This is a genomic window from Acidisoma sp., from assembly GCF_035492295.1.
GTDB lineage: Bacteria > Pseudomonadota > Alphaproteobacteria > Acetobacterales > Acetobacteraceae > Acidisoma.
Genome location: NZ_DATJJK010000104.1, coordinates 1 through 24,463, shown reverse-complemented (window position 1 = coordinate 24,463; position 24,463 = coordinate 1). Strand labels below are relative to the sequence as shown.

General features: G+C 64.2%; 29 protein-coding genes. 16 read left to right on the top strand and 13 right to left on the bottom strand.

Features of this window, described 5'->3' with window-relative positions; translation table 11 throughout:
• Positions 1–32 precede the first annotated feature (32 nt).
• The 3 genes from VL752_RS07620 to VL752_RS07610 all read right to left on the bottom strand — a co-directional run bounded on the left by VL752_RS07620 (position 33) and on the right by VL752_RS07610 (position 1,021).
• The gene (locus tag VL752_RS07620; protein WP_325353772.1) at positions 33–332 is read right to left on the bottom strand and encodes a hypothetical protein; all 300 of its coding nucleotides are present in this window, start codon (positions 330–332) and stop codon (positions 33–35) included.
• 120 nt (positions 333–452) lie between these two features.
• A complete protein-coding gene (locus tag VL752_RS07615; RefSeq protein ID WP_325353770.1) occupies positions 453–668 on the bottom strand; it encodes a hypothetical protein in 216 nt (71 codons plus the stop codon).
• Between the two features lie 32 nt (positions 669–700).
• On the bottom strand, positions 701–1,021 hold the full coding sequence (locus VL752_RS07610) for a hypothetical protein (RefSeq protein ID WP_325353768.1): 321 nt from the start codon (positions 1,019–1,021) through the stop codon (positions 701–703).
• A 347-nt stretch (positions 1,022–1,368) separates the two neighbouring features.
• Here VL752_RS07610 and VL752_RS07605 point away from each other — a divergent pair, with 347 nt between their 5' ends.
• A complete protein-coding gene (locus VL752_RS07605) occupies positions 1,369–1,680 on the top strand; it encodes a hypothetical protein (protein WP_325353766.1) in 312 nt (103 codons plus the stop codon).
• Between the two features lie 111 nt (positions 1,681–1,791).
• Complete coding sequence (locus VL752_RS07600) at positions 1,792–2,196, top strand: PRC-barrel domain-containing protein (protein WP_325353764.1); 405 nt, start codon at positions 1,792–1,794, stop codon at positions 2,194–2,196.
• A 91-nt stretch (positions 2,197–2,287) separates the two neighbouring features.
• On the opposite strand, the gene VL752_RS07595 is transcribed toward VL752_RS07600, so the two are convergent.
• Positions 2,288–2,533 carry a hypothetical protein gene (locus VL752_RS07595; RefSeq protein ID WP_325353762.1) on the bottom strand — a complete coding sequence of 82 codons (246 nt, stop codon included), beginning with the start codon at positions 2,531–2,533 and terminating at the stop codon, positions 2,288–2,290.
• 307 nt (positions 2,534–2,840) lie between these two features.
• Here VL752_RS07595 and VL752_RS07590 point away from each other — a divergent pair, with 307 nt between their 5' ends.
• A complete protein-coding gene (locus VL752_RS07590) occupies positions 2,841–3,167 on the top strand; it encodes an NIPSNAP family protein (protein WP_325353760.1) in 327 nt (108 codons plus the stop codon).
• Between the two features lie 4 nt (positions 3,168–3,171).
• On the opposite strand, the gene VL752_RS07585 is transcribed toward VL752_RS07590, so the two are convergent.
• The 3 genes from VL752_RS07585 to VL752_RS07575 all read right to left on the bottom strand — a co-directional run bounded on the left by VL752_RS07585 (position 3,172) and on the right by VL752_RS07575 (position 4,855).
• Positions 3,172–3,693, bottom strand: coding sequence for a chromate transporter (locus VL752_RS07585; RefSeq protein WP_325353758.1), 522 nt, complete (start codon positions 3,691–3,693; stop codon positions 3,172–3,174).
• Positions 3,690–4,241, bottom strand: coding sequence for a chromate transporter (locus VL752_RS07580; RefSeq protein ID WP_325353756.1), 552 nt, complete (start codon positions 4,239–4,241; stop codon positions 3,690–3,692). Before VL752_RS07580 ends, VL752_RS07585 begins: the two co-directional genes overlap by 4 nt.
• A 65-nt stretch (positions 4,242–4,306) precedes the next feature.
• Positions 4,307–4,855 carry a cupin domain-containing protein gene (locus VL752_RS07575; RefSeq protein WP_325353754.1) on the bottom strand — a complete coding sequence of 183 codons (549 nt, stop codon included), beginning with the start codon at positions 4,853–4,855 and terminating at the stop codon, positions 4,307–4,309.
• Between the two features lie 145 nt (positions 4,856–5,000).
• Here VL752_RS07575 and VL752_RS07570 point away from each other — a divergent pair, with 145 nt between their 5' ends.
• Positions 5,001–6,332 (top strand): aspartate aminotransferase family protein, encoded by a 1,332-nt coding sequence (locus VL752_RS07570; RefSeq protein ID WP_325353752.1) that lies wholly within the window; start codon positions 5,001–5,003, stop codon positions 6,330–6,332.
• Between the two features lie 121 nt (positions 6,333–6,453).
• Complete coding sequence (locus VL752_RS07565; protein WP_325353750.1) at positions 6,454–6,900, top strand: GNAT family N-acetyltransferase; 447 nt, start codon at positions 6,454–6,456, stop codon at positions 6,898–6,900.
• Positions 6,901–6,909: 9 nt separating this feature from the next.
• Here the strand turns inward: VL752_RS07565 and VL752_RS07560 are convergent, their stop codons facing one another.
• Both VL752_RS07560 and VL752_RS07555 read right to left on the bottom strand, forming a co-directional pair.
• Positions 6,910–7,653 carry a hypothetical protein gene (locus VL752_RS07560; protein WP_325353748.1) on the bottom strand — a complete coding sequence of 248 codons (744 nt, stop codon included), beginning with the start codon at positions 7,651–7,653 and terminating at the stop codon, positions 6,910–6,912.
• A 94-nt stretch (positions 7,654–7,747) separates the two neighbouring features.
• Positions 7,748–8,212, bottom strand: coding sequence for an Lrp/AsnC family transcriptional regulator (locus VL752_RS07555; protein ID WP_325353747.1), 465 nt, complete (start codon positions 8,210–8,212; stop codon positions 7,748–7,750).
• Positions 8,213–8,346: 134 nt separating this feature from the next.
• Between VL752_RS07555 and alr the strand changes: the two genes are divergently transcribed.
• Positions 8,347–9,474 (top strand): alanine racemase, encoded by a 1,128-nt coding sequence (alr, locus tag VL752_RS07550; protein WP_325353744.1) that lies wholly within the window; start codon positions 8,347–8,349, stop codon positions 9,472–9,474.
• 22 nt (positions 9,475–9,496) lie between these two features.
• Positions 9,497–10,747 carry a D-amino acid dehydrogenase gene (locus VL752_RS07545; protein ID WP_325353743.1) on the top strand — a complete coding sequence of 417 codons (1,251 nt, stop codon included), beginning with the start codon at positions 9,497–9,499 and terminating at the stop codon, positions 10,745–10,747.
• 38 nt (positions 10,748–10,785) lie between these two features.
• On the opposite strand, the gene VL752_RS07540 is transcribed toward VL752_RS07545, so the two are convergent.
• Entirely contained in the window at positions 10,786–11,727 is a 942-nt protein-coding gene (locus VL752_RS07540; protein WP_325353741.1) for an SDR family NAD(P)-dependent oxidoreductase, read from the bottom strand.
• Positions 11,728–11,891: 164 nt separating this feature from the next.
• On the opposite strand from VL752_RS07540, the gene VL752_RS07535 reads away from it, so the two are divergent.
• The gene (locus VL752_RS07535) at positions 11,892–12,464 is read left to right on the top strand and encodes a TetR/AcrR family transcriptional regulator (protein WP_325353739.1); all 573 of its coding nucleotides are present in this window, start codon (positions 11,892–11,894) and stop codon (positions 12,462–12,464) included.
• Here VL752_RS07535 and VL752_RS07530 read toward each other — a convergent pair.
• Entirely contained in the window at positions 12,451–13,854 is a 1,404-nt protein-coding gene (locus tag VL752_RS07530; protein WP_325353737.1) for a PLP-dependent aminotransferase family protein, read from the bottom strand. The genes VL752_RS07535 and VL752_RS07530 overlap by 14 nt on opposite strands.
• 86 nt (positions 13,855–13,940) lie before the next feature.
• Here VL752_RS07530 and VL752_RS07525 point away from each other — a divergent pair, with 86 nt between their 5' ends.
• The 7 genes from VL752_RS07525 to VL752_RS07495 all read left to right on the top strand — a co-directional run bounded on the left by VL752_RS07525 (position 13,941) and on the right by VL752_RS07495 (position 21,063).
• Positions 13,941–14,618, top strand: a complete 678-nt coding sequence (locus VL752_RS07525; RefSeq protein ID WP_325353735.1) for a pyridoxamine 5'-phosphate oxidase family protein — start codon at positions 13,941–13,943, stop codon at positions 14,616–14,618.
• Positions 14,619–14,781: 163 nt separating this feature from the next.
• Positions 14,782–15,795: an ABC transporter substrate-binding protein gene (locus tag VL752_RS07520; protein WP_325353733.1), complete on the top strand. Its 1,014-nt coding sequence runs from the start codon at positions 14,782–14,784 to the stop codon at positions 15,793–15,795.
• Positions 15,796–15,817: 22 nt separating this feature from the next.
• Positions 15,818–16,603, top strand: a complete 786-nt coding sequence (locus VL752_RS07515; protein WP_325353776.1) for an ABC transporter ATP-binding protein — start codon at positions 15,818–15,820, stop codon at positions 16,601–16,603.
• Positions 16,600–17,421, top strand: coding sequence for an ABC transporter permease (locus tag VL752_RS07510; RefSeq protein ID WP_325353731.1), 822 nt, complete (start codon positions 16,600–16,602; stop codon positions 17,419–17,421). The genes VL752_RS07515 and VL752_RS07510 overlap by 4 nt, the downstream gene beginning before the upstream one ends.
• 13 nt (positions 17,422–17,434) lie before the next feature.
• Positions 17,435–18,841, top strand: a complete 1,407-nt coding sequence (locus VL752_RS07505) for an FAD-binding oxidoreductase (protein WP_325353729.1) — start codon at positions 17,435–17,437, stop codon at positions 18,839–18,841.
• Positions 18,841–19,422, top strand: coding sequence for an NAD(P)H-dependent oxidoreductase (locus VL752_RS07500; RefSeq protein WP_325353727.1), 582 nt, complete (start codon positions 18,841–18,843; stop codon positions 19,420–19,422). Before VL752_RS07505 ends, VL752_RS07500 begins: the two co-directional genes overlap by 1 nt.
• A 111-nt stretch (positions 19,423–19,533) precedes the next feature.
• Positions 19,534–21,063, top strand: coding sequence for a serine hydrolase (locus VL752_RS07495; protein WP_325353725.1), 1,530 nt, complete (start codon positions 19,534–19,536; stop codon positions 21,061–21,063).
• Positions 21,064–21,072: 9 nt separating this feature from the next.
• Here the strand turns inward: VL752_RS07495 and VL752_RS07490 are convergent, their stop codons facing one another.
• Positions 21,073–22,422: a cytosine deaminase gene (locus tag VL752_RS07490; protein WP_325353723.1), complete on the bottom strand. Its 1,350-nt coding sequence runs from the start codon at positions 22,420–22,422 to the stop codon at positions 21,073–21,075.
• Complete coding sequence (locus VL752_RS07485) at positions 22,419–23,450, bottom strand: aromatic ring-hydroxylating dioxygenase subunit alpha (protein ID WP_325353774.1); 1,032 nt, start codon at positions 23,448–23,450, stop codon at positions 22,419–22,421. The genes VL752_RS07490 and VL752_RS07485 overlap by 4 nt, the downstream gene beginning before the upstream one ends.
• Positions 23,451–23,578: 128 nt before the next feature.
• Between VL752_RS07485 and VL752_RS07480 the strand changes: the two genes are divergently transcribed.
• A partial coding sequence (locus VL752_RS07480) for a LysR family transcriptional regulator (protein ID WP_325353721.1) occupies positions 23,579–24,463 on the top strand: 885 nt, incomplete at its 3' end.

Here is a 24,463-nt window from a genome sequence, read left to right as displayed (position 1 = left end):
GAGAAGCCCAGGCCAACTACCTTCGCGATTTGTCACTGGCCTGTCGCGGTCGTGCTTTTTTGACCCTGCGTGACAATGCCGCTCTGGCCGGTCGTCACGCCACTATGGGTCGAGGTCGCGGAACCCGGGTGGCCCAAGGGAAACACCCCCAGGCTCAAAGATGCAAAGCCGGCCGCGCCGATGATGCCGACAACCGATAGCAGAGTTCTTGCGCCCGTCAGTGCGCCAGGAGAACCGCGTTTGCTGATGTCCAAGATGATCGTGGCGACAAGCCCCGCAATCGCGATGATGATGAGGCCGATCATAATCCAGGTCCAAGCCTCATAAGACATTCAGACGCCCTCCAGATCGTTCGTGTACGCGTAGTGGGTGTTCAAGCACATAGCGGCGAGGTCCTGCGGCCAAAAGGGTGCCGCTTGCGCGGCGCCCTTTCCGCGCCGAAAGATCCGGCGTCAGGGAGCCGGCACGGTTTGCGTCGTCGTCGTCGTCGTCGAATTCGGTTGCACCATCACCGCGGGTGGTTGCGTGGCGGGCTCGGTTGTCGTCGTACTCTCCGTCGTTGTGTGGGTCGCCGGCGGCGGTGGAGCATAGCTCACGCAGCCAGCGAGGCCGCACGTCCCGACGAGCAGCGTGACGCCAAGGCCGAGGCGCGATGTCAGATTGGTCATTGTTTCCCTCCCGTTATTTTCACATGCAACAGTCAGTTGGTCGTCGTTGTACGCGTCGTGGTCGTGACCATCGGAGGCGGCTGCTGCACCGTGGTGGTCGCGCTCTGCGACACCGTTCCGTTGACACCGCCATAAGTGGTACTCCGCGTTGTCTGCGAATCCCCGTAGGCATCCTGGACTTTTTTCTCGGTCGTGACGCTCAGTGTGCCCGGCGGCGGGGGTGCGACAGGTGTCACAACGGGCGGCGCGGCCGGGACCGTCGTCGTCGTCGTTTGGTAGCTGGTGGTCTGGGCCATGGCGGCACCGGACATCAAGGAAACGGCAACGAGAACGATGCCAAAATCTTTTTTCACTATAACCTCCATTTGCTCAATGGCGGATGTTGTTTCGAGATCGCCATATGTAGGCGACTCTCGTTCCGTCAAGGCACGAGGGTGGCCACCAATTCTGGCACATTTTTGGAATCACAAGAGAATGTGATGAACCTTCGCAACTGATCGCGCTGGCGTGAACGTCGCCCTGCCGCGGAAGCCGGATGTTTAATGACAGAGCAACGATCTGGTCCCGCTCGCGGGATAAGCCGTGCCGGCCGTCCTGCGGCCCGCTGACCTGCCCTTTCTGATTACGATCATGAAACTCGACTTTCTGGCCGGTCGGCGCCTAGATTTGCCGCACAGCAACATACTGCCGGAGCCGCCGCATGGCCGACAAAGAGCCTCCCTTGATCGTCGAGACGATCCCGAGCCTGCAAGGTGCCGTGTCCGGCATCGCGAGTGCCAACGCACCCATTCTCTACTTCGAAAACGCCCCTGCCTTCGGCCACATGAACGGGATTCTCAAGGTGACCCTGACAGCAACGCGCGACATCCCGCTCGCCAACAACAAGATCGCCTCCGATCATGTCGTGGTCGCGCATTTGCGCATGAACCATCAGGCCGCCCGCGCGCTGAAAACGGCATTGGAGGGTGCGCTGCTCCTCGCCTCCCCCTCCCCCACCGACACGCAGAATTGAAGCGGTCGCGGCGATGCGCCGGCCATTCGGCAGCCCCGCCGCATTGCCGCGCCCGCACCCGGCTCCCATCTCCCTCCCAGGTGGCACGCAACGTCACCGAAGGAGGAAAAAATGGCCGGTATTACCAACCCCCGCGAAACCGGTGGCCAGAAGATCGCGGCGAGCCAAGTCAATGGCACCGCGGTTTATGACCGTGCAGGCGAGAAGCTCGGCACGGTCTATGATGTGATCCTCGACAAGGCCTCGGGCCATGCCGACTACGCCATCATGAGTTTCGGCGGCTTCCTGGGCATCGGTGACCGCTACCATCCGCTGCCTTGGAGGCAGCTTCACTACGATACCCGGGTCGAAGGCTATGTGGTCGACGCCGACAGGGCCCAGCTCGAAGGTGCGCCGACCTACGAGGCTGGCGAGCTTGATGTCTGGGGCGGCCGCCATGCCAGCACCATCGACGACTATTACGGAGCGACACCCGGGACCGGTAATGCCGGGCTCGGCACCGGGCCCATCCGCTAACGGGCCGCTGCCGCCGTCTGGAACGCGCTGAAACGCAAAAGGCCGGCCCCTCTCGGGACCGGCCTTTTTTATGCTCGCGCTGATCGTGCGATCAGGCGAGATAGGCCGGGCGCTGGCTCGGCAAAACGTTGGAGTTCTGCGCCAGATAGGCCGGGCGCTGGCTCGGCAGAACATCAGAGTTCCGTGCAAGATAGGCCGGGCGCTGGCTCGGCAGAACATCCGAATTCCGGGCCATCTCGGCGCCGGTCGCGTGATGCACGACCGGCGTAGCCGCGAGTGCCGCACCCGTCATTCCGAGGGTGGCGGCGGCCACGGCCGCCATGAGCATCTTCTTCATCATCATCTCCTAAGACTGGCTGGGGCGCGTTGTCCCCGGGAACGGGCTTGAGCCCCTTTCCTTGGACCGGCAGATAGGCCTGGGTGCGGTGCAGCAAAACCGTGCCTTCAGACATGTAAGTCATGCATTTTCAAAAGAAATGGTGCTGACGCATGCCATTCCTGCATGCTGCACTCGGCTTGGCAGACCGCCTGTCGCACAGCGCACCAAGCCCCTTGTCGCGTCGGACAAGACGAGCGAGGCTTCGCCGAAGAAGGTCCGGCATCCGTCCTCGCCGGCCCGCGCCTCAACTCAAGGACCCAGCACCGTGATCTACGAAATGCGCGTTTACCACTGCCTGCCGGGGCGCCTCCCCGCTTTGCTCAACCGCTTCGAGACCATCACCCTCGGCTTCTTCGAGAAGTACGGAATCCGCCAGGCCGGATTCTGGACGACGCTCGTGGGCGAGTCTTCGGCAACCCTCACCTATATGCTAGCCTGGGACAGCCTGGCCGAACGCGAGCAGAAGTGGAACGCCTTCGCGAGCGACCCGGACTGGCTAGCCAAGCGCGCCGAGTCCGAGCGCGAGAAGCCGATCGTCGCCACCATCTCCAGCCAGTTCCTGGTACCGACCAGCTTCTCCAGCGTGAAATAGCCGTTCAGCGAAAGCCGAGCAGGCCGGCGAGGGCCGCGGCGCCCAAAAACCACAGCGGATGCCTTTTGGTCAAAAGGCATCCGATGGTGACGAGGCCCGCGAGTACGGCCGCGCGCCAGTCGGCCGTAGCCCCGCGGCAGAGAAGAAAAGCCGCCGCGAGCATCAGCCCGGCCGTGACCGGCACCAGCCCGGCCTGGACCACCCGCCGCCAGCGCCGGTCGCGAAAACGCGACCAGAGATGCCCCACGACATAAGCGAGGCCGCAGGCCGGGAGCAGGAAGGCCAGGGTCGCGACCATGGCGCCGGGAATGCCCGCCACCTGCCAGCCGAACAGCGTCACCGCCAGCATGTTGGGGCCGGGGGCTGCCTGCGCCAGCGCATAGAGGCGAACGAATTCGGCAGCACTCATCCAATGCTGCTGGTGGACGACGGCCCGTTCCATGGCGGGCAGCGTGGTGGACGCGCCACCGATTGCCAGAAAGGAGAGTTCGGCGAAGATCAAGGCCAGCGCCAGGAGCGGCGTCATTTTCGGATTTTCCATCCGGCAAGGGCGATGCTCGCCGGCATGAGCACGCAAAGGCTCGGCAGAAAGGGCAGCCGCAACAGGCCGAGGGCCGCGAAGCTTGCCGCCGCGACAGCAAGCGCCCAGGGGGAGCCCCGCAGCGGCATCGCAATCTTGAGCGCGGTCGCGAGGATGAGGCCGGCCGCCCCAGCGGACAGGCCCGTCACCAGATGCTCGACCGGCGGATAGTCCCCATAGCGCTTATAAAGCGTCGCGATGACGAGCACGATCACGACCGGTGCCCCGAGCAGGCCGGTGAGCGCAGCCGCACTCCCGCCGATGCCGCAGACGCGCGATCCGAAGATGATCGAAAGATTGGCGACGTTCGCGCCGGGCAGAAACTGGCAGAGTGCCAGGAGTTCGTTGAACTCCGCCGGGGTCAGCCATTTCCGTTCATCAACCATCACCCGGCGGATCATCGGCAAGACACCGCCGAACCCCATCAGCCCGGCGCGAAAGAAGGCCGTGAAGAGAGCGAACGCCGATAGCCGCAGCGGCGAAGAGGATTCCATGGCGCCCGCTCTAGCGCGGCGGCAGAGGCACGCCAAGCGGCTGCCGCGCGTGTCAGAAACTCGGTTCAGAAACTGGGCGGCGTGCAGGCGCTGATGACCTCGCAAGGCACTGGCCCCACGCTGCGGAAACGGTGCGGCCGGCGGCTTTCGAAGTAGTAGGCATCACCCGGGCCCAGAATGCGGCGCTCGTCCTCCACCGTCACCTCCAACCGGCCGGAGAGCACGATGCCGCCCTCCTCCCCCTCATGGGTCAGCAGAATCTTTCCCGTGTCCGCGCCGGGTTGATAACACTCCTTGAGAATCTGCAAGCTGCGGCCGAACAGGTTGTGGCCCACCTGGCGGTAGGAGATAGGACCCTTCCCGATCTCTGTCAGTTCCTCGGCCAGATAGAAAGCGCGGGCAGGCCGGTCCGGCTCGAAGGCGAAGAATTCGGCAAGCCCGATCGGTATCGCGTCCAGGATGCGCTTGAGCGCGCCCACCGAGGGGTTGGTGGCATTGGATTCGATCAGCGAGATGGTGCCGTTGGTCACCCCTGCACGCTTGGCGAGGGCGCGCTGGGACAGATTGCGGGCCATGCGCAGGTAGCGGAGCCTTCCGCCGATATCTTCGGCCACTGCATGGCTCCTTTTTCAGCTGTTTAATACATCGCAAACATAGTCCGAACGACCTCATCTTTTCAATGCGTTACGACTTTGAAGAAAGGGACTTGTTTTGCAACGGCGAAACGCGCGAAGTCGCGTATCGCCATTGGAGGCCCTCATGAACCACATCACCCCGAACGCGCCCGTTCTCGACAATTTCTGGATGCCCTTCACCGCCAACCGGCAGTTCAAGGCGGCACCGCGCCTGCTCGCCGGGGCCGAGGGCATGTTCTACACCGATGTCGACGGCAACAAGGTGCTGGACGGCACCGCCGGCCTCTGGTGCGTCAATGCCGGCCACGCCCGCCGGCAGATCGCGGATGCGGTGCAGCGCCAGTTGATGACGCTCGATTTCGCGCCGACCTTCCAGATGGGCCATCCCGTCGCCTTCGATTTCGCGGCCAAACTCGCCGCCATGGCCCCGGGCGGCCGCGAAGCGAAGCTCGATCGTGTTTTCTTCACCGGCTCCGGCTCCGAATCAGTCGATACCGCGCTCAAGATCGCCATCGCTTATCAGCGCGCCATCGGCCAGGGCACCCGCACCCGCATCATCGGCCGCGAGAAGGGTTATCACGGTGTCGGGTTCGGCGGCATCTCGGTCGGTGGCCTGGTCAACAACCGCCGCGTCTTCCCGCAGATCCCGGCGGATCACATGCGCCACACGCTGGATGTCGCGAAGAACGCCTTCACCCGCGGCCTGCCCGAACAAGGCGCGGAACTCGCGGACGATCTCGAGCGTCTGGTGCAGTTGCATGGCGCCGAGACCATCGCCGCCGTGATCGTGGAGCCGATGTCGGGTTCCGCCGGCGTCATCCTGCCGCCCAAGGGCTATCTTGAGCGCTTGCGCGCGATCGCCGACAAGCACGGCATCCTGCTCATTTTCGATGAGGTCATCACAGGCTTCGGCCGCCTCGGCACGCCTTTCGCGACCGACTTCTTCGGCGTCATTCCCGATCTCGTCACCACCGCCAAAGGCATTACCAATGGCTCGGTGCCGATGGGCGCGGTCTTCGCCGCCCGCCATGTCTATGATGGACTGATGACCGGGCCGGAGGGCGCGATCGAGCTTTTCCACGGCTACACCTATTCCGGTCATCCGGTGGCCGCCGCCGCCGGCCTCGCCACCATGGCGATCTATGAGGAAGAGGGTCTGCTCACCCGCGGTGCGGAGCTGGCACCCGCGTGGGAAGACGCGCTCCATTCACTGAAGGGCTTGCCCCACGTCATCGACATCCGCAGCCTCGGCATTGTCGGCGCCGTCGAACTGGAGCCACGCCCCGGCGCCCCGGGCGCGCGCGCCTATGATGTCTTCGTCGATTGCTTCCACAAGGGCCTGCTGGTGCGCGTAACGGGGGATATCGTCGCGCTCTCCCCGCCGCTCATCCTTGAGAAATCCCATATCGAGACGATCGTCTCGGTGCTGGGCGATGCGCTGAAGCGCGCCGCCTGATCTGTCCCTGACATGGACCGGCCGCGACGTGGCCGGTCCACTCTTTTCCCTGACAATTCAGCCCCGTTCACCGCCCGCTCCGGCGATGGGCGAAGCCTGTCTTCTGACCGGATGCCAGACCATGACCGACGAGAGGCTGCCTGAAGGCTACGAGATCTCGACCGATGCCGACCGGCTCGATCGCGCTGTCATCCATCGCTATCTCTCCGAGGATAGTTACTGGGCGCGCGGCATTCCCCAGCACGTCATGGAACGGTCGCTGCAGAACTCTCTCTGCTTCGGCCTCTATCACCAGGGCGCGCAGGTCGGCCTCGCTCGCGTCGTCACCGACTATGCGACCTTCGCGCTGCTCGCGGATGTCTTCGTGCTGCCCGCGCATCGCGGCCTGGGTCTCTCCAAGCGGCTGGTGGAGCGGGTGACGACGCATCCCGATCTCCAGGGCCTGCGCCGCTGGCTGCTGGTGACGGCGGACGCGCACGGGCTTTACACGCAATACGGTTTCGAGCCGCTGGCAGCGCCCGCGCGCTTCATGGAGATCGCGCGGCCGGACACCTACCGGGGTGGCTAGCGGCGTTATTCATCCCAATGGATTGATCACAGGATGTTCTTCGCTACCTTTTCCGATCGACCGCGCAAAAATACGCTTACACTCAGAAACCAGAGGAGCCATCTCACTGGGGTATCTCTTCTCAGGGTAGCCTACAAATACGCCGAAGCGCGGCAATGGATTTATGGACCGTGGCGGATCGCTCAGCCAATCCATCTCAAGCGAGATCAAAATTAGCGCCTTCATCGCATTCTCTACGTCCTGTTTGAACTCCTCTGATCGGCGCCTGAGGCGCTCCATCTGCAGATTGTCATCCATTTTTATATTCTCTGACTTATGGTGCACCAGTCTGTTCCGAGCTCTCACTAGCGTCGCCAGATGCTGATACGGCGCATGACCTTTTCTGAGCTCGCGCTTCCATGTCAATTGAGGAATAACAAGCCACTTCGACAACAGATCTAATTTGTCGAAATGATCCGCTACGTACGAATCACCAAAATATTGGGCGGCATGATCGTAAATTGCAGATTCAAAACACATTGCCGAATATAAAATCACGCTAAAGGCAGATTCTATTTCTTGCTCTCCGAGATCATGAAATTTTCTCTCAACATTGAGGTCATATCCTTGTTCGTCAGGCTCTCTTCGTTCACCCAGATCTTCCAAAGATTTTGAAGATTGTTTGAAGAGAACATAGTTTCTCATCGCAATATTGGCAAAAAGCTGATGCCGAACGTCAATTCGGGCGATACTATGAAACTCTTTGTTGTCCATTTTTAGATACCCTATCGTTTGGCGCTGATTACGCCGCGCCCATAGGCCGAGACCATCAGCCGTTGTCGGGTTCGACTGCGCCGCTCATGAAGTTCTACCGCCGTCCCTTCGGCCGCGTCGCCAGCACGTTCTTGATCGAAAAGCTGGAATGGATGCGCGAGACGCCCGGGAGCGTCGAGAGAATCTCCTTGTGGATTCGCTCGAAATCTCCGGCGCTGGCCACTTCCACGCGCAGGAAGTAATCGGACCCGCCGGTCATCAGGTAGCATTCCTGAATTTCGGGATGCTTGCGCACGGCCATTTCGAAGCGATTAAGAAACTCCTCCGTTTGGCGGTCGAGCGTGATGTTGATAAGAACGGCGATGCCCTGCCCGCCGGTCCCGGTCTCGACCAGCGCCGTATAGCCTCGGATCACGCCAGAGGATTCCAGCAGTTTGACCCGGCGCAGGCAGGCGGAGGGCGACAGCCCGACCTCCTCGGCCAATTGCGCATTGCTCATGCGGGCGTTCACCCGCAGCAGGCGGAGGATATTGCGGTCGATCGCGTCGATCGAGGCCATGCAGAAACTTTCAATCTGGCGCAGATTCTGTCTTTCGACATGGTCCGATCGCATTTTCAAGCACGAATTCGTCGGAATTTCATCGATTCTTGTTCTAACCTCCATGGGATCACGCGCACTGAGGCGGAGGGATCATGGACAGCATCGACTGGCGCACGCTGCTGACCGGCGAGGCCCAGGGCTTCCCCGGCTATCTCACCATCGACCTGTCGGCGCTGCGGCGGAATTACGAGAAGCTCGCGGCCCAGGTCGCCCCGGTGCGCGTCTCGGCAGTTGTCAAGGCGGATGCCTACGGTCTGGGCGCCGTGCGCGCGGCGGAAGAGCTGCTCGCCGCCGGCTGCCGGCATTTCTTCGTCGCCCATTTCGGCGAAGCTTCGGCGCTCCGCCCTCATCTGCCGGCGGACGCGCAGCTCTTCGTGCTCAACGGGTTGCTGCCGGGTGCCGAGCCGGGTTGCGCCGCGGCCCAGGCCATTCCCGTCATCAATTCCCTGCCCCAGCTCGCCCGCTGGCGCGCCCAGGCGCAGATCGAGCGCACCCGCCTGCCCGCCGTGCTGCAATTCGACACCGGCATGTCCCGGCTCGGTTTTGCCCCAGAGGAACGCGGTGCGCTTCGCGCCGCCCTCGCCGACTGCCCGGAACTCGACATCCTCTACATCATGAGCCATCTCGCCTCGGCAGATGAGCCGGCGGCCGCCCAGAACGCCGATCAGCTTGCGGAGATGCGGAAGGTCGTCGCCGAATTTCCCGAAATTCCGCTCTGCTTCGCCAATTCCGGCGGCGCGCTGATGGCAAGCGACTATCACGGCGCGCTCTGCCGCCCCGGCATCGCGCTCTATGGCTGTGCGCCGCATGTGGGCGTCGCGAATCCCATGCAGCCGGTCGTCAGCCTCTCCATCGCGGTCGTGCAGACACGGACCGTCCCGGCCGGTGCCCGCGTTGGCTATAGCGGCACCCATGTCACCACCGGCGAAACCCGCCTCGCGACGCTTGCCGCCGGCTATGCGGACGGGTTGCTGCGCTCGCTGAGCGGAAAAGGTGCCGTCTATTACCAGGGCCAGCGCCTACCCATCCTGGGCCGCGTCTCGATGGACAGCATGACGGTGGATATCTCAAGCCTGCCAGAAGGCACGCTCGATCTTGGCAGCTTGGTCGAGGTGATCGGTCCCCATCAGACGCTGGAAATGCTGGCGGCAGACGCCGGCACCATCCCATACGAATTCCTGACCGCCCTCGGCCCTCGCTATCGCCGCGACTATCGCTGAAACCCTGACCTTTGGACCTGTCATGAAGATCACCGTTCTCGGCGCCGGCGTCGTGGGTGTCACCACCGCCTATCAGCTGGCGAAAGCCGGCCACGCGGTCACCGTCGTCGACCGTCAGAGCGGCCCGGCGCTGGAAACCAGTTTTGGCAATGCGGGTGAGGTCTCCTTCGGCTATTGCGGCCCCTGGGCCGCGCCCGGCGTTCCGCAGAAGGCGCTGAAATGGTTGTTTATGGAGCATGCCCCGCTCATCCTGCGGCCCAAGCCGGACTGGGCCATGCTGTCCTGGCTCCTCAGGATGCTCGCCAACTGCTCAGGGCCGCGTTACGCGGTCAACAAGGGCCGCATGCTGCGCATGGCCGATCTCAGCCGAGAGGCTTTGGCCGACGTGCGCGCCGAGACTGGCATCGCCTATGACGAGCGCATGCAGGGCACACTGCAGCTTTTCCGCACGGATGATCAGCGGGAGGCTTCGGCCAAGGATGTGAAGGCCCTGGCGGCTGACGGCATTCCCTATGAGGTGCTGGATCCAGAAGGCTGCATCCGGGTAGAGCCGGCGCTCGCCCATGTGCGGGAAAAGATCAAGGGCGGGTTGTTGACGCCCAAGGACGAGACTGGAGACTGCTACAAGTTCACCGTCGGCCTTGCCGAAAAGGCCCGCGCCCTCGGCGTCACCTTCCGCTATGGCACGACCGTCAAAACCATTGTGACGAGCGCGGGAAAGGTGGAATCGGTCGCGACCAACAAGGTGCCGATCCCGACCGACGCCGTCGTGGTCTGCCTCGGCAGCTACTCGCCCTTCCTGCTGCGCAATTTCGGAATCAAGCTGCCGGTCTACCCCGTGAAGGGCTATTCGCTGACGATCCCGATCACCGACGCCGCCCGCGCGCCGGAATCGACGGTGATGGACGAGAGCTACAAGATTGCCATCACGCGGCTTGGGGATCGTATCCGCGTCGGCGGAATGGCCGAGATTTCGGGCTTCACGACCGACCTGCCCACGGCGCGCCGCCGCACGCTGGAACATTCGGTGAGCGATCTCTTTCCCGGCGGGGACCTGTCAAAGGCAAGCTTCTGGTCGGGCCTGCGGCCAATGACCCCGGACGGCACGCCGGTCATCGGCGCCACCCATATCCGCGGCCTTTATCTCAATACCGGCCATGGCACGCTGGGTTGGACAATGAGCTGCGGTTCCGCACGCCACATCGCCCAGGTCATCGCGGGCGAGAAAACAGATCTCTCGCCCGCGGACTACGCCATCGCCCGTTACCGTTAGCACGCCGCCCTATCCGACGGCGTCTGGTCTGGCAAAGCTCAGAAGCGCTCGCCTACCATCGCCTCGCTCTTCGCCCACAATGCGCGGGCGTTGTCCGGGTCGAGCGCATAGGCGCGCACGCCGCGCATCGCCTGGTCGTTGTTCTCGGGCTCGGCCACATGGCAATCCTCGCAGTAGAGGCCGCCGACTTCGTCCGCGGATGCGCGGACACCCGCCCAGACGGAGGTCGCCGCGCCCTGCGGGATGGTTTTCCACTGGAACGGCGGCAGCCCGGCCGCGCGGTTGTTCTCGTTGAGCTGCGCAACGAGCCCCGCGAGCACATCGTCACCGAGATGACGGCCGAGTTCGGTCTGGATGCCGCCAGGATGCACGGCCACAGCGCGCACGCCGCGCGCCTTGTGCCGGCGGTCGAACTCCACTGCGAAAAGGATATTCGCGGTCTTGGAGCGGCCATAGGCGCCGAAGGGCGTGTATTCGGTTTGCTCGAAATTCGGATCGTCGAGGTTAACATCCGAAAAGCGATGGCCGGAGGACGCGAGATTGACCAGCCGCCCACCGGCCTGCAGTAGAGAGGCGATGCTATTGACGAAGACGAAGTGGCCGAGATGATTGGTCCCGAACTGCATCTCGAACCCGTCGGCGGTGAAGCTCTTGGGGCAGGCCATGACACCCGCATTGGCGATGATGAGATCCAGCGGCTTGCCCTCGGCCACGAGCTTGTCCGCCGCCGCGCGCACGCTCGCCAGCGACGCCAGATCCATCTGCAGCAGAGTGATGCCGGGAATGCCGGCGGTTGCGTGCTGCCCCTTCTCCACGTCGCGCACGGTGCCGATCACCGCAGCACCGTGGGCGGCAAGCGCCCGCGCGGTCTCGACACCCAGACCCGCCGAAACACCGGTCACCAGAATACGCTTGCCCGTCAGGTCGATGCCAGAGAGCACGTCATCCGTCGTCGAGGTCGCTCCAAATTGCTGAGCCATGATGGCCTCCTTTTGTCCGGTCTCGATGAGACCCGGTTGATGCATCCGCCGCCTCTCTTCCGCCGCCGGCAAAGGTTTTGCCCGGCGGGTGGATATGGATTAAACGGAGGATGTCTCCGATTTATATACGGAGGACTCCTCCGTTTATCAAGGGAGATTTTGACGTGAAATTCCTCTGCTCCACCCGCAAGCCGCGCGCCGACAGCCAGCGCAACCGGGAGAAGCTTCTTGAGGTCGCCAAGGCGGCTTTCAGCGAGTCTGGAACCGATATCAGCCTGGAAGAAATCGCCCGCCGCGCCGGCGTCGGTATTGGCACGCTCTATCGGCACTTCCCCAACCGGGACGCGATCCTGGCCGATGTCTATCGCCGCGGGGTTGAGCAATTGGCCGCTGCCGCGGCTGAATTGTCCAGCAGCCACCCGCCGCTCGAAGCGTTGCGCGCCTGGATGCGGCTGTTCGTGGACTACATTGCGACGAAGAAGCTCATCGCCCCTGCGCTCAATGCCATGGCCGGCGGCACGACCGAGCTTTACGCCGCCTCCGGCCCGGTGATCACCGAGGCGGTGGAACTTCTGATCACGCGCGCGCGGGCGGCAGGGGCGATCCGCGAGGATGTCGCCCCGCTCGATCTGCTGCACGCCCTGTTCGGCTTCGCCTACGGCTCCGCCGGGCCTGACTGGCAGCCGAGCGCGCTGCGTCTCATCGATGTGCTGATCGACGGTCTCAGACGAGTGTGACGGCGCCCATGGCCTCGGCGATGGCCCGCGCCGCCCTTCCCGTCCCGTCGGGCGCGAGGCCTGCGATGCCGCAGAGCAACCCTGGCCGCCCAGCGCCGAGATGCATGGCCGAAAGCGCCTGCGGCCCGTAGCCCGCGCCGCGCAGTCGCTCCGCGATTGCCCGGTCATCGCAGGTCGGATCGCGGAACCACAGGGCAAGCTGCAGCCCGCCAGTGCCTGGGCCCGGCATGATCGCGTCACCGCAAGCCGCCTGAACCGCCGCGCGGAAGGCCGCCATGCGGGCGGCATAGAGCGGCGTCATGCGGCGGATATGGGCGCGGAAATGCCCCTCGCGCAGAAACTCCAGGAATGCCGACTGGACATGAATTGATACCGCCAGTCCCTGCAGTTGGATCATCGTGCCCAGTCGCTCGGCCAGGCTCCGCGGCACCACCGCATAGGACAGCCGCACCCCCGGGGCCAGGACCTTGGAAAGGGTGCCGAGGTAGGCAACCACCCCGGCGCGATCGATCCCCTGCAGCGCGGCGATGGGCTTGCCGTCGAACTGGAACTCGCTGTCGTAGTCATCCTCCAGAATCAGTGCGCCATGCCGGGAGGCAGCTTCCAGCAGGGCCAGACGGCGTGCGAGGCTCATCGTCACCCCGGTCGGATATTGGTGGGAGGGCGTGACGTAGATGAGGTGCGGCCGCACCGCGTCGGTGTCGACCCGGATGCCGGCCTCATCGCAGGGCATGGGGAGAAGCGTCGCCCCAGCCTCGGCCAGGATGCGCTGGGCGCTGGGATAGGCCGGCTCTTCGATCCAGGCCGATTGTCCCGGCGTGAGTGCCAGGCGGGCGATCAACCCGATCGCGGCCCGTGTCGAGGGAAAGAGAAAAAGCTGGTCGGGTTCCGCCACCACGCCGCGGCTGATGGCGATATGGGCCAGAATTGCCTCCCGCAACGCCGTCAGGCCGAGCGGCGCGCCATAACCCAGATCCTCCGCGCCAAGGCGGCGGGCGCGCGCGGCGAGCAACCGGCCCCAGAGGGCACGGGGAAAGGAGGCAAGATCGGGCACGCCCGGCCGCAGCGGCAGAAGCGGCTCCTCCCGTGCTGCCCGCTCCGGTCTCACCTGGCGGGGATGAGCGCCGAGCGGCGGCGCGATCGCCGCGACCCGTGTGGCACGTCCGACCGCGCTCTCCGCAAATCCTTCCGCCTTCAGCCGCTCGTAGGCGCCGACGATGGTGGACCGCGCGAGGCCGAGGGCGGTCGCCAAGCCGCGGGTCGAGGGCAGCGCCTGGCCGGGCCCCAGCGTGCCGCCCAGAATCCGAGCCCGCAAGGCTCGATAGACCTGGCCTTCCAAATCGCCCGCCGCACGGTCCAGCGCCACCGGCGCGATCTGCGTCTCTGCCATCAACTGGTCTGTCCGATTTTGTGAAACTGGCGTTTTTCACCATACCGGATTGCGGGCAGGATGCGAGTATCGAAGGAGCTACCCCGATGCCCGATTCCCTGACCGACAGCAGCTTTCCCATCACAGAGCGCAACCGCGTGCGCCGCTCCCACCCCCGTGGCAGCTACGACAAGGCAGCGGTCTATGCCGTGCTGGATGCCGCGCCGCTCTGCCATGTCGGCTATGTCATCGACGGTGCGCCTTACGTCACGCCCACCATTCATTGGCGGCACGAAAATCGCCTCTATTGGCACGGCTCCTCCGCCAGCCGCTTCCTCCGCGCCTCGGAGGCGATGCCCGTCTGCCTCACGGTGAGCCTGATGGACGGCTACGTTCTGGCCCGCTCGGCCTTCAACCATTCGGTCAATTACCGCTCTGTCATGGCCTTCGGCACGGCGCATCTGATCGACGATGCCGCGGAGGCCGAAGCGGCACTGCGGGCCTTCACCGACGGGCTCTTTCCCGGCCGCTGGGAGACGCTGCGGCCTATGACGGCGCAGGAACTAAAGGCAACCTCTGTTCTCTGGATGGAAATTGACGAAGCCTCGGTGAAATGCCGAAGCGGCGCGCCGGGAGACGCGGTGGAACGCGATGTTCCCGTCTGGGCCGGCGTCATTCCGATGCGAACCCAACTGGCTGCGGCCGAGGCGGCGCCGGAACTGCCGCCGGATTGCGCGCTGCCCGAATCGCTGGCGGCGCTCATTGCTTCCGGCCGCCTGCGCTAACTCAGGGCAGTGCTCTCTTAAAGGCAACGGAATGTGCAAATTTTGATGCTTCAAGCCTGCCCAAGATTTATGCTGCTCTGAGGTGACGAGCATAGCCCGATCGGTTTTTGCTTAAATTTTAAGCCGATCGAGCGAGGCTCTTGCGTCACGCAGGAGGATCTGGATGCGCAAGCTACTCCGCCGAGCCGCTTTGTCTGCCCTCTCGGCCGTCCTGGCCTTGTCAGCATCCCGCGCCCTCGCGGCGGACACTAAAATCACCTTCGTTACCGACTGGAAGGCCGAGGCCGAGCATGGCGGCTTTTATGAAGCCCTCGCCCTCGGCCTGTACAAAAAGGCGGGGTTGGACGTCACCATCCGCCAGGGCGGGCCGAGCATCGACAATATGCAGCTGCTCGCCGCTGGCGCCATAGACTTCGCCCTCGGCTCCAACAGTTTCGGACCGCTCAACCTCGTCCAGGCCGGCGCCCATGCCGTCGCCGTCATGGCGGTGTCGCAGAAGGACCCGCAATGCCTGATGACGCATCCAAGGAGCGACATCAAAAGTCTCGCCGATATCCGCGGCAAACCCGTGATGATCGCAGGCGCAGCCGCCAACAACTTCTTCCTCTGGCTCAAAGCCAAATACGGCTTCACCGACAGTCAGATCCGCCCCTACACCTTCAACATGGCGCCCTTCCTGGTGAACAAGGACGCCATTCAGCAGGGGTATATTTCGTCCGAGCCCTATCTCGTCGAACAGCAGGGCCATTTCAAACCACAGGTCTATCTCTTCGCGAATTACGGCTATCCATCCTATGCCTCGCTGGTGATGGTCTCCGAGAAAATGATCGACCAACATCCGGACGTGGTGCAGAAATTCGTCGATGCCAGCATCGAGGGTTGGTACGACTATCTGCACGGCAACCCGGCCCCCGCCGATGCGCTGATCGAGAGGGATGATCCGGACGAGAGTGACGGCGTCATCGCCTATGCCATCGCCACCATGAAGAAAGAAGGCATGATCGAGGGCGGCGACGCGGCCAAGCTCGGCATCGGCGCCATGACGGATGCGCGCTGGAAGGACTTCTTCGATGTCATGTCCAAGGAGGGCGTCTATCCAGCGGGGCTCGACTACAAGGCAGCCTATACGCTGCGTTTCGTGAACAAGGCGCTGAGCCTGAGACTTGCCCAGAAATGAGGATTCTCGGCCAACCTTGAGCATGGACAGCCTCGACCCTGTTCTGGCCGCCGCGCGGCCCATCATCACCCTCGATGGGGTCACCAAGGCCTATGGCAACGGCACGGTCGCGCTGAGGGACGTCAACCTGAGCGTTGGCCGCGCGGAATTCGTCAGCCTTCTCGGCCCCTCGGGCTGTGGCAAATCGACGCTGCTGCGTCTCATCGCCGGTCTCGGCGAGGTCAGCCAGGGGCGGATCGGCTGGCCGGACGGCGCGGAGCGCGCGCGCAACCTGGGCTTCGTCTTTCAGGAGCCGACGCTGATGCCCTGGGCGACCGTCTTCGACAATGTCTATCTTCCTTTGAAGCTCCAGCATCTCTCACGCGGGGAGGCGACGCCGCGCGTCATGGCCGCCCTCGCCCAGGTCGGCCTCGAGAATTTTGCCCGCGCCTATCCGCGCGAACTCTCGGGTGGCATGAAAATGCGCGTCTCCATCGCTCGCGGCCTCATCACCAATCCCTCCGTGCTGCTCATGGATGAGCCCTTCGCGGCGCTGGACGAGATCACCCGTTTTCGCCTCAATGACGATCTTCTCTCCATGTGGGCAGGCCAGAATTGGACGGTCATCTTCGTCACTCACAGCGTCTACGAATCCGTCTATCTCTCCAATCGCATCATTGTCATGGGCGCGCGCCCCGGTCGCATCACGGATGATATCCAAATCACGGAACCCTATCCGCGCGGCGAGGATTTCCGCTTGACGAGCGCCTATAACGACTATTGCCGTCACGTCTCCGCCGCCCTTCACGCGACAATGGAGGGCGCATGAGCGAGGCCCCCATCACCCTGCCGCCGGACGTCTCGGGGCGGGTGCTCAAAGTGGCCCTGCCGCTTCTTGTCGGTGTTCTTTTCCTGGTGGCCTGGCAACTCATCGTCACCGCCCTGGGCGTGCCGAAATTCGTCCTCCCCGCGCCCACCCTTATTTGGCGCGCCTTCATCGCCGATTTCTGGAGTCTGATGGGCTCGCTCTGGTTCACGCTGACGGTGACGGTGGAAGCCTTCATCGCGGCGGTCGTGGGCGGTGTGGCACTTGCCGTCCTCTTCTCGCAATCGCGCTGGATCGCGACCGCCTTTTTTCCCTATGCGGTGATCCTGCAAGTGACGCCCGTGGTCTCCATCGCGCCGCTCATCATCATCTGGGTCGGATATGACAATGTCCGGCTGGCTCTGCTCATCCTCGCCTGGATCGTCGCCTTCTTCCCTGTTCTCTCCAACACCACCCTCGGCCTGCGCTCGACCGACCATAACCTGCGCAACCTGATGCAGCTTTACGGCGCGTCCCGCTGGCGGGTGCTGACGGAAATCCAGTTTCCGACGGCGCTGCCCTATATCCTGGCTGGCATGAAAATCTCGGGCGGGCTGTCGCTCATCGGCGCGGTGGTGGCGGAATTCGTTGCCGGCAGCGGCGCCTCCACGGGGCTTGCCTGGCGCATTATCGAAGCCGGCAACCGGCTCGACATTCCGCGCATGTTCGCGGCCCTCGGCCTGCTCTCGGTGCTCGGCATCCTCATTTTCGGGTTGATGAGCGCACTTGAATACTTCGCCCTCCGCCATTGGCACGAAAGTGCCGTGCGGCGCGAGAATTGACGGAGCAAGACCCATGCAACCGAACAGCATCGCACAGCTGAAAACCATGCTCGACGGTATGCTGGTGGAGGATGATCCTGCCCTCGTCCGCCGCAAAAGCCGCGATTTCTACTGGTATTCGCCGGTGCTGAAACGCCTGCTCGACGAGGTGGTGGGCGATGTCGTCGTGACACCACGGAACGAGGCGGAAGTGCTGCGGGCGCTGGCCGCCGCTCATGCGCTCGACATGCCGGTCACGCCGCGCGGCGCCGGCACAGGTAACTACGGCCAAGCCATGCCGCTTGCCGGCGGCATGGTGCTTGACCTGCACGCCATGAACGCGGTGGGGGAGATCGGCCCCGGCTATGTCGTCGCCGAAGCCGGCGCTCTGCTCGGTCGGATCGACGCCGCCACCCGTGCCCATTCCGGCCAGGAACTTCGCATGTTCCCCTCCACCCATCGCACCGCCTCCATCGGCGGCTTCATCGCCGGCGGGTCCGGCGGCGTCGGTTCCATCCGCTGGGGCGGCCTGCGCAACAGTGGCAATGTCACCCGGCTGCGCGTCGCCACGATGGAGGCCAAGCCGCGTCTGCTGGTGCTGGAGGGTGACGAGATTGCCAAGGTCGCCCATGCCTACGGCACCAACGGCATCATCACCGAGTGTACCGTGCCCCTCGCCCCGAGCTATGACTGGGTCGAGGCCATTGTCGCGTTCGACGATCTGGCCAAGGCGGCGCATTTCTCCGATGCGCTGGGCCGGGAAGACGGTATCCTGCTCAAGGAACTGGCCGTCATGGGGCCAGGCCTTGGGCGTCGCTATTTTTCGCAGCACGGCCGATTTCTGACGGGGGATCAAGTTTCCGTCCTCGTCATGGTCGCCCCCCATTCCGTCACGGCCTTTGCGGCCTTCGCCGCCCGCCACGGCGGCGCCGAGGTCTTCCGGTCCGATCGGCTCACGGACGACGAGCGCAAAACCCTGCCCCCTCTCTTCGAATTGACCTGGAATCACACCACCCTTGTCGCCCGGCGGGTGGACCCTTCGCTCACCTATCTGCAGATTCTCTACCCCTATCCGGATCACCTTGCGGCCGTCGCCACCATGGGCCGGTTGCTGGGCGATGAGATGATCGAGCATCTGGAATTCATCCGTTTCGACGGGCATGTGGTCTGTTCCGGCCTGCCGCTGATCCGCTTCACGACCGAGGAGCGGCTGGATGCCATCATCGGTCTTTTCGAGGAGAACGGCTGCCTCGTCTTCAATCCCCATCGCTATACGTTGGAGGAAGGCGGCATGAAGCGATCGGACCACGGCCAGCTCGCCTTCAAACGTGAAGTGGACCCCAAGGGTCTGCTCAATCCGGGCAAGATGATCGCCTGGGACGATCCGAATTTCGATTTCTCCAGCTCCCGCCGTTATCTCTTCAGCCAGCCGGCCGCCTGATGAAAGTCCTTCTTCTCTATACCCACCCGGTGGAAAGCAGCTTCAACGCCGCGGTGCATGAGGCCGCACTGCGCGGCCTGCGGAAGGCAGGCCACAGCGTCGATGATTGCGATCTCTATGCCGAGGGCTTCCAGCCCATCGTGACGCGGGCGGAGCGCCTCGCCTATCATGACATCCCCGAGAATACCGCGCCGGTCGCCGAATACGTCGCGCGGCTGCGGGCGGCGGAGGCAATGGTCATCGTCTCCCCGGTGTGGAATTTCGGCTTTCCCGCCATGCTCAAGGGCTATTTCGACCGGGTGTTTCTGCCCGGCGTCTCCTTCGACATTTTGGACGGCAAGGTCCGCCCCATTCTGCACAATATCGGCAAGCTCACCGCCTGCATGACCTATGGCGGCAATCGCCTGCGCGCGGCCCTCGTCGGTGATCCGCCGCGCAAGCTGGTCACGCGCGTGTTGCGGGTGACGATCAAGCCCGGGGCCCCGGTGGAGCACCTCGCCTTCTATGACATCAACCGTGCGACGGAGCCGCAGCTCCGCGCCCATCTCGCCCTTGTCGAGCGGCGCATGGCGGCGTTCTAAGGTCTAATCAATAGGGCAGAGCGCCAACCCGCTCGTCCGTGGGGATTGCCAGGCCATCCGCGCTGGGCTTCACTGAGAATCAATCGACCCAGAAACGATGGGATGCCCTCCATGGCGCCAGGCCTCGTCTCACGCCGGCTGCTGCTCGGCGGCACACTCGGCGCCCCTTTCGCATCCCGTGCCGGGGCCGCCGCTCCACTGGACCGCGCCCAACTCGACCATGCCATCACCGCCACCGATGCGCTGGCGCAAAGCCTGCAGGCGAGCTCCGGTGTTCCGGGAATCGCACTGGCCATCGTGCAGGGTGACGATCTGCGCTTCGCCCGCGGCTACGGCCTGCGCAAGGTAGGCGAAGCCGGAGCGGTGAACGCCGACACCGTCTTCCAGCTCGCCTCCGTCTCCAAGCCGCTTGGCGCCACCGTCGTCGCCCATCAGGTCGGCATCGGCAGCGTGGCATGGGACAGCCGGATGCAGAGCCTGCTGCCCTGGTTCGCGCTCTCCGATGCCATGGCGACGCGAGAACTGACGATCGCCGATCTCTACGCCCACCGCTCCGGCCTGCCGGACCATGCGGGGGACGTTCTGGAGGATCTGGGCTACGGGCGTGACGAGATCCTGCACCGGCTGCGTATGCTGCCGCTGGATGGGTTTCGCACCCACTACGCCTATACCAATATGGGCGTCACCGCTGCAGCAGAGGCCGTGGCGGTGAAGGCCGGGCAGGACTGGTCAAGCCTGTCCGAGACCGTGCTCTATCGCCCGCTTGGCATGGGTCGCACCACCTCCCGCTTCGCGGAGTTCATGGCCATGGACAACCGGGCCGTCGGGCATGTGCCGGTAAACGGCCGCTTTCTGCCCGGGCCGGTGCGCAATCCGGAAGCGCAGTCCCCTGCCGGGGGCGCGAGTTCTTCGGTGCAGGACATGGCGAAGTGGCTCTCTCTCATCCTCGGCCAAGGCCGCTATCAGGGCCGGGAGATCGTGGCACGCGCAGGGCTCATCCCCGCGCTTTCGCCGCAAATGCAGAGTGGCCCGGCGCATGACGGGAAACCTGCCTCCTATTACGGCTTCGGCTTCAATGTCGGCACCAGCGACGGCGGGCACCGAATGCTCGGCCATTCCGGCGCCTTCCTGCTCGGCGCCGGCACCAGCATCATGATGCTGCCCGAACTTGGCGTCGGCATCGTCGTGCTCACGAACGCCTGGCCGGTCGGCGTGGCCGAAGCGATCAGCCTGACCTTCCTGGACTATGTCCAGTTCGGCACCGCCCAGCGGGATTGGCTGGCCGTGGTGGCACCCGTCTTCGCGCAGATGCGGGCGCCGGAAGGCAGCCTCGCCGGCAAAACCCCGCCCGCTCACCCCGCGCCGCCGCAGGCTCTCGGCGCCTATGTCGGCACCTATGACAATGCCTATTACGGGCCGTTGGTCGTGCGGAATTCGACCGCGGGGCTCACGCTTGTCGCCGGTCCCGCGCAGGTGGCGATGCCCTGCACCCATTGGGACGGCGATGCCTTCGCCATTCACCCAGGCGGTGAGAACGCACCGCCGGGGTCCGCCTACCAGGTTTCCTTCGCGGGCCAGCCGGTTCGGCAGGTGACGAGCGATTTCTTCGCCCAGGCCTTGGATAATCGTTTTACGCGCTAAGCCATTGCCTCAGGCAGCGCTCGGCCCCGCCAGCGTGCGGGGCTTGGCGCCCTTCAGGATGTCGAGTTCCGCATAATCCGGCAGAGTGCGGTCGATCACCCGCCCCGCGCGCAGGACCGTCCGATCGGATTGCGGGCGGGAGACGAGTTCGTCGAAACTGCGCGCCCGGGTCAGCACCAGGTCGGCGGTGCGTCCCGGGGCGATGAGGCCGCAATCCTTAAGGCCCATGGCGGCGGCAGGCACCGCGGTGATCGCGCCTGCCCAGTCGCCATAGGGGTGGTCGAGATGGGACACACGCAGCGCGAAGCGAAAACTGTCCAGCGTGTCATGGTCGCCGTAGGGCACGAAGGCATCGCGGCAATTGTCCGTCGCGACTGCGAAGGCCACACCCGCCGCGCGCAGCTCATGCGCCAGCGTAACACCGCGCCAGCGCGGCGTGCGCCCAGGTGTCCGGTCCTGCAGATACATGTTCGCCGATGGCAGAGTGACGATGGTAACACCGAGCCTCGCCAGATGCGCAATCGTCTCCGCCGCCGTGGTCTCCGGCTGCAGCGCAAGATTGCAGCAATGGCCGCAGGTGACACGACCCCGAAAATCACTTCGCTCGATGGCCGCCGCGATGCGCGGCAGTGTGAAGGCTGCCACATCATCCGTCTCGTCTACGTGCAGGTCGACATCAAGGCCGTAGCGTTTTGCCTGTGCGAAAAGCAGGTCGAGCAGCCGGTCGATCTCGACGATAGCACCATGATCGACACCGGAAAGCCGCGTCACGGCGCCGAGGATTCCCTCCGATCGCGCAACAAGGGCGGCAAGTTCCGCGCCGAATGGCGTGTCGTATTGGTCGATCGTCGTCAGCGCCACTGCCTGCAGGGCGATTTTTCCCGCCCAGCGCGCGCGCAGATCGCGGAACACGCCCCATGAAATCTCGGATTGCTCGGCGAAACTGTCCAGGTGGGTGCGGATGGCGCCAACGCCATGGGCATAGGCCGTGCGCAGGCCGAAATCCATACGGAGAGAAATGTCCTCCCCCGTCCAATAGGCCGCGCGGTCTGCGCCCGTCGCCGTCAGCGCACCGGTAAAGGTGCCGTCCGGGTTTGGGGTGCGCGCCACCACATGCCCCTTGTCGAGATGCGTGTGCATGTCAACGAAACACGGAAAGACGATGCGCCGCTGCAGGTCCGCGCCCTCGCCGCCCGTGGCGGGGGCGATTGCCGCAATGCGCCCGTCCTCGATCAGGATATCGGCGTCATGCAGGTAGCCGTCGCGCGGCGCCGGCAGCGAGGCTTCAACCGTGCCGGCGGGAATGGCTGCATGGCGCAACCAGAAGCGGCCAGACGTGGGAATAGCAAAATCGCTCATCGCGCCGCCCCATAGTCCAAGGTCACTTCCTCCTCGCCATGCGCCTGCAACAGCTCCAGCAATCGGCGGCGCATGATCAATCCGGGTCGGTCGGACGGCATATGCGCCTCGATCCGCCGCCGCACGTCCAGGATCGCGTCCGGGCTGGTCGATTCCAGAATGTCGCGATCCTCATGCACGATCGTCGCATCCCAGGCGATGAGCTTTTCGGTGGAGCAGTCCTCCTCCCGGTCATTGCGATAGAGCAGCTGGATGAGCTGGATGCGGCCATCCTCCACCGGCGTCGCGACATTGATGATGATGTGCCGGATGCCGCTCGGATAGGTCATGTCCATCCGCCGCGCGAAGGGCAAATACCAGTGGTTGACCATGCTGCGCGTGGTGATGGGTTCGGTGGTGCCGGTCACGGCATGGGCCGGCGGCGGGTTGAGGATATCCACCACCGTCGTCGCTTTGAAGCCGTAACCGGTTTCCTCGATCTCGTACACGCGCGGCTTCGGCTGCTTGATGTCGCCGAAGGTCCCGGCATGGACGAAGGCGAAATGGGCATTGTCGAAGGAGTTTTCCATCAGCCTGAGCGGCGCGGTGTTCCAGCTTTCATAGAACTGGAAGATACGGCGGAAGCCTTCCGCCCCATCCTCGGGAATCTCGAAAATGGGCGCGATGGGATCCTCCAGCGCCACCCAGAGATAGCCGTAGCGGGCGGCGGCGTGGAAGGATTTCACGCGGTGCTTCGGAAACGGCGCCTCAGGGTCGAATTGCGGAATGCGGGCGAGCGTGCCGTCCCGCTCGAAGGCCCAGCCATGATAGCCGCAAACGAGGAGGTTGCCGTCGCACCACCCCTTGGACAGCTTGGCCGTGCGGTGGCAACAGCGGTCCTCCAGCGCGGCCGGCCTGCCGTCCGGCGTGAGGAACAGAACAATATCCTCGCCCATCAGGCGGAAAGGTTGCGGGCCGGATGCGAGATCATCCAGCCTGACCGTCGGATACCAGAAAGCCCTGAGCGTCTTCTGCTTTGTCGTCAGCATCAAGGCCCCCCATCCCGAACCCAGGCATCTTGCCTAGAACGACCGGCTGATGCGAGACGAAAAAGCATTGAAGAACCACGGAACCGCTGCCTAAATGCGTGCAGTCCGCTGCCTGAGAGAGCTCGCCCATGCTGCATAGCCGCCTGTTGCATTATCTGGACGAGGTGGCGCGGACGGGATCGATGCGGAAGGCATCGGCGCGGCTGAACGTCGCCTCCTCGGCCATCAACCGGCAAATCCTGGCGCTCGAGGCCGAGCTCGGCACGCCGCTCTTCCTGCGCCTGCCCCGGAAACTGATGCTGACGGCGGCGGGCGAGATCGTCATCCGCCATGTCCGCCAGACGCTGAAGGACATGGAGCGCGTGCAGCGCCGCATCGAGGAGCTGAAGGGCCTTCGGCGCGGCGAGATCACCCTCGCCATCATGAGCGGACTTGCCGCCAACATGGTGCCGCGCATCGCGGTCGATTTCCGCCGCACCTCGCCACGGGTGAAACTCACCATGCGCCTGCTGCCCTCGGGCGTGGATATCATGGCCGCCGTCTCGGCCGGCGAAGCCGATCTTGGCCTGGGCTTCGATTTCCCGCGGGACCCCAGCCTGCGCGTTCTCGCCTCCGGCGTCGGCCGGCTCGGTGCCGTGATGGCACCGGATCATCCCCTCGCCTCTCGCCAGCAGCTGCGGCTTTCCGATTGCGCGGACTACCCGCTAATCGTCGCCGAGGAGGGCATGGCGATCCGCCCCTATCTCAACGAGGCCTTCGCCGCGACGGCGCTGGAAGTGGAACCGACGCTCGAGACCAATTCCATCGAAGTGATGCGCCACGCGGCGATGCTGGGCCAAGCCATCACCTTCCTCACGCCCTTCGATATCGAATGGGAGAAGCGGGCCGGACGCCTCGCCTATGTGCCCGTGCATGAACTGCGCGGGCGGGTGCAGACACTCATGCTGATCGGGCGGGATCGCGGCGTCGATGCACTGACCAGCCTGATGGCCGAGCAGATCAAGACCGCGATA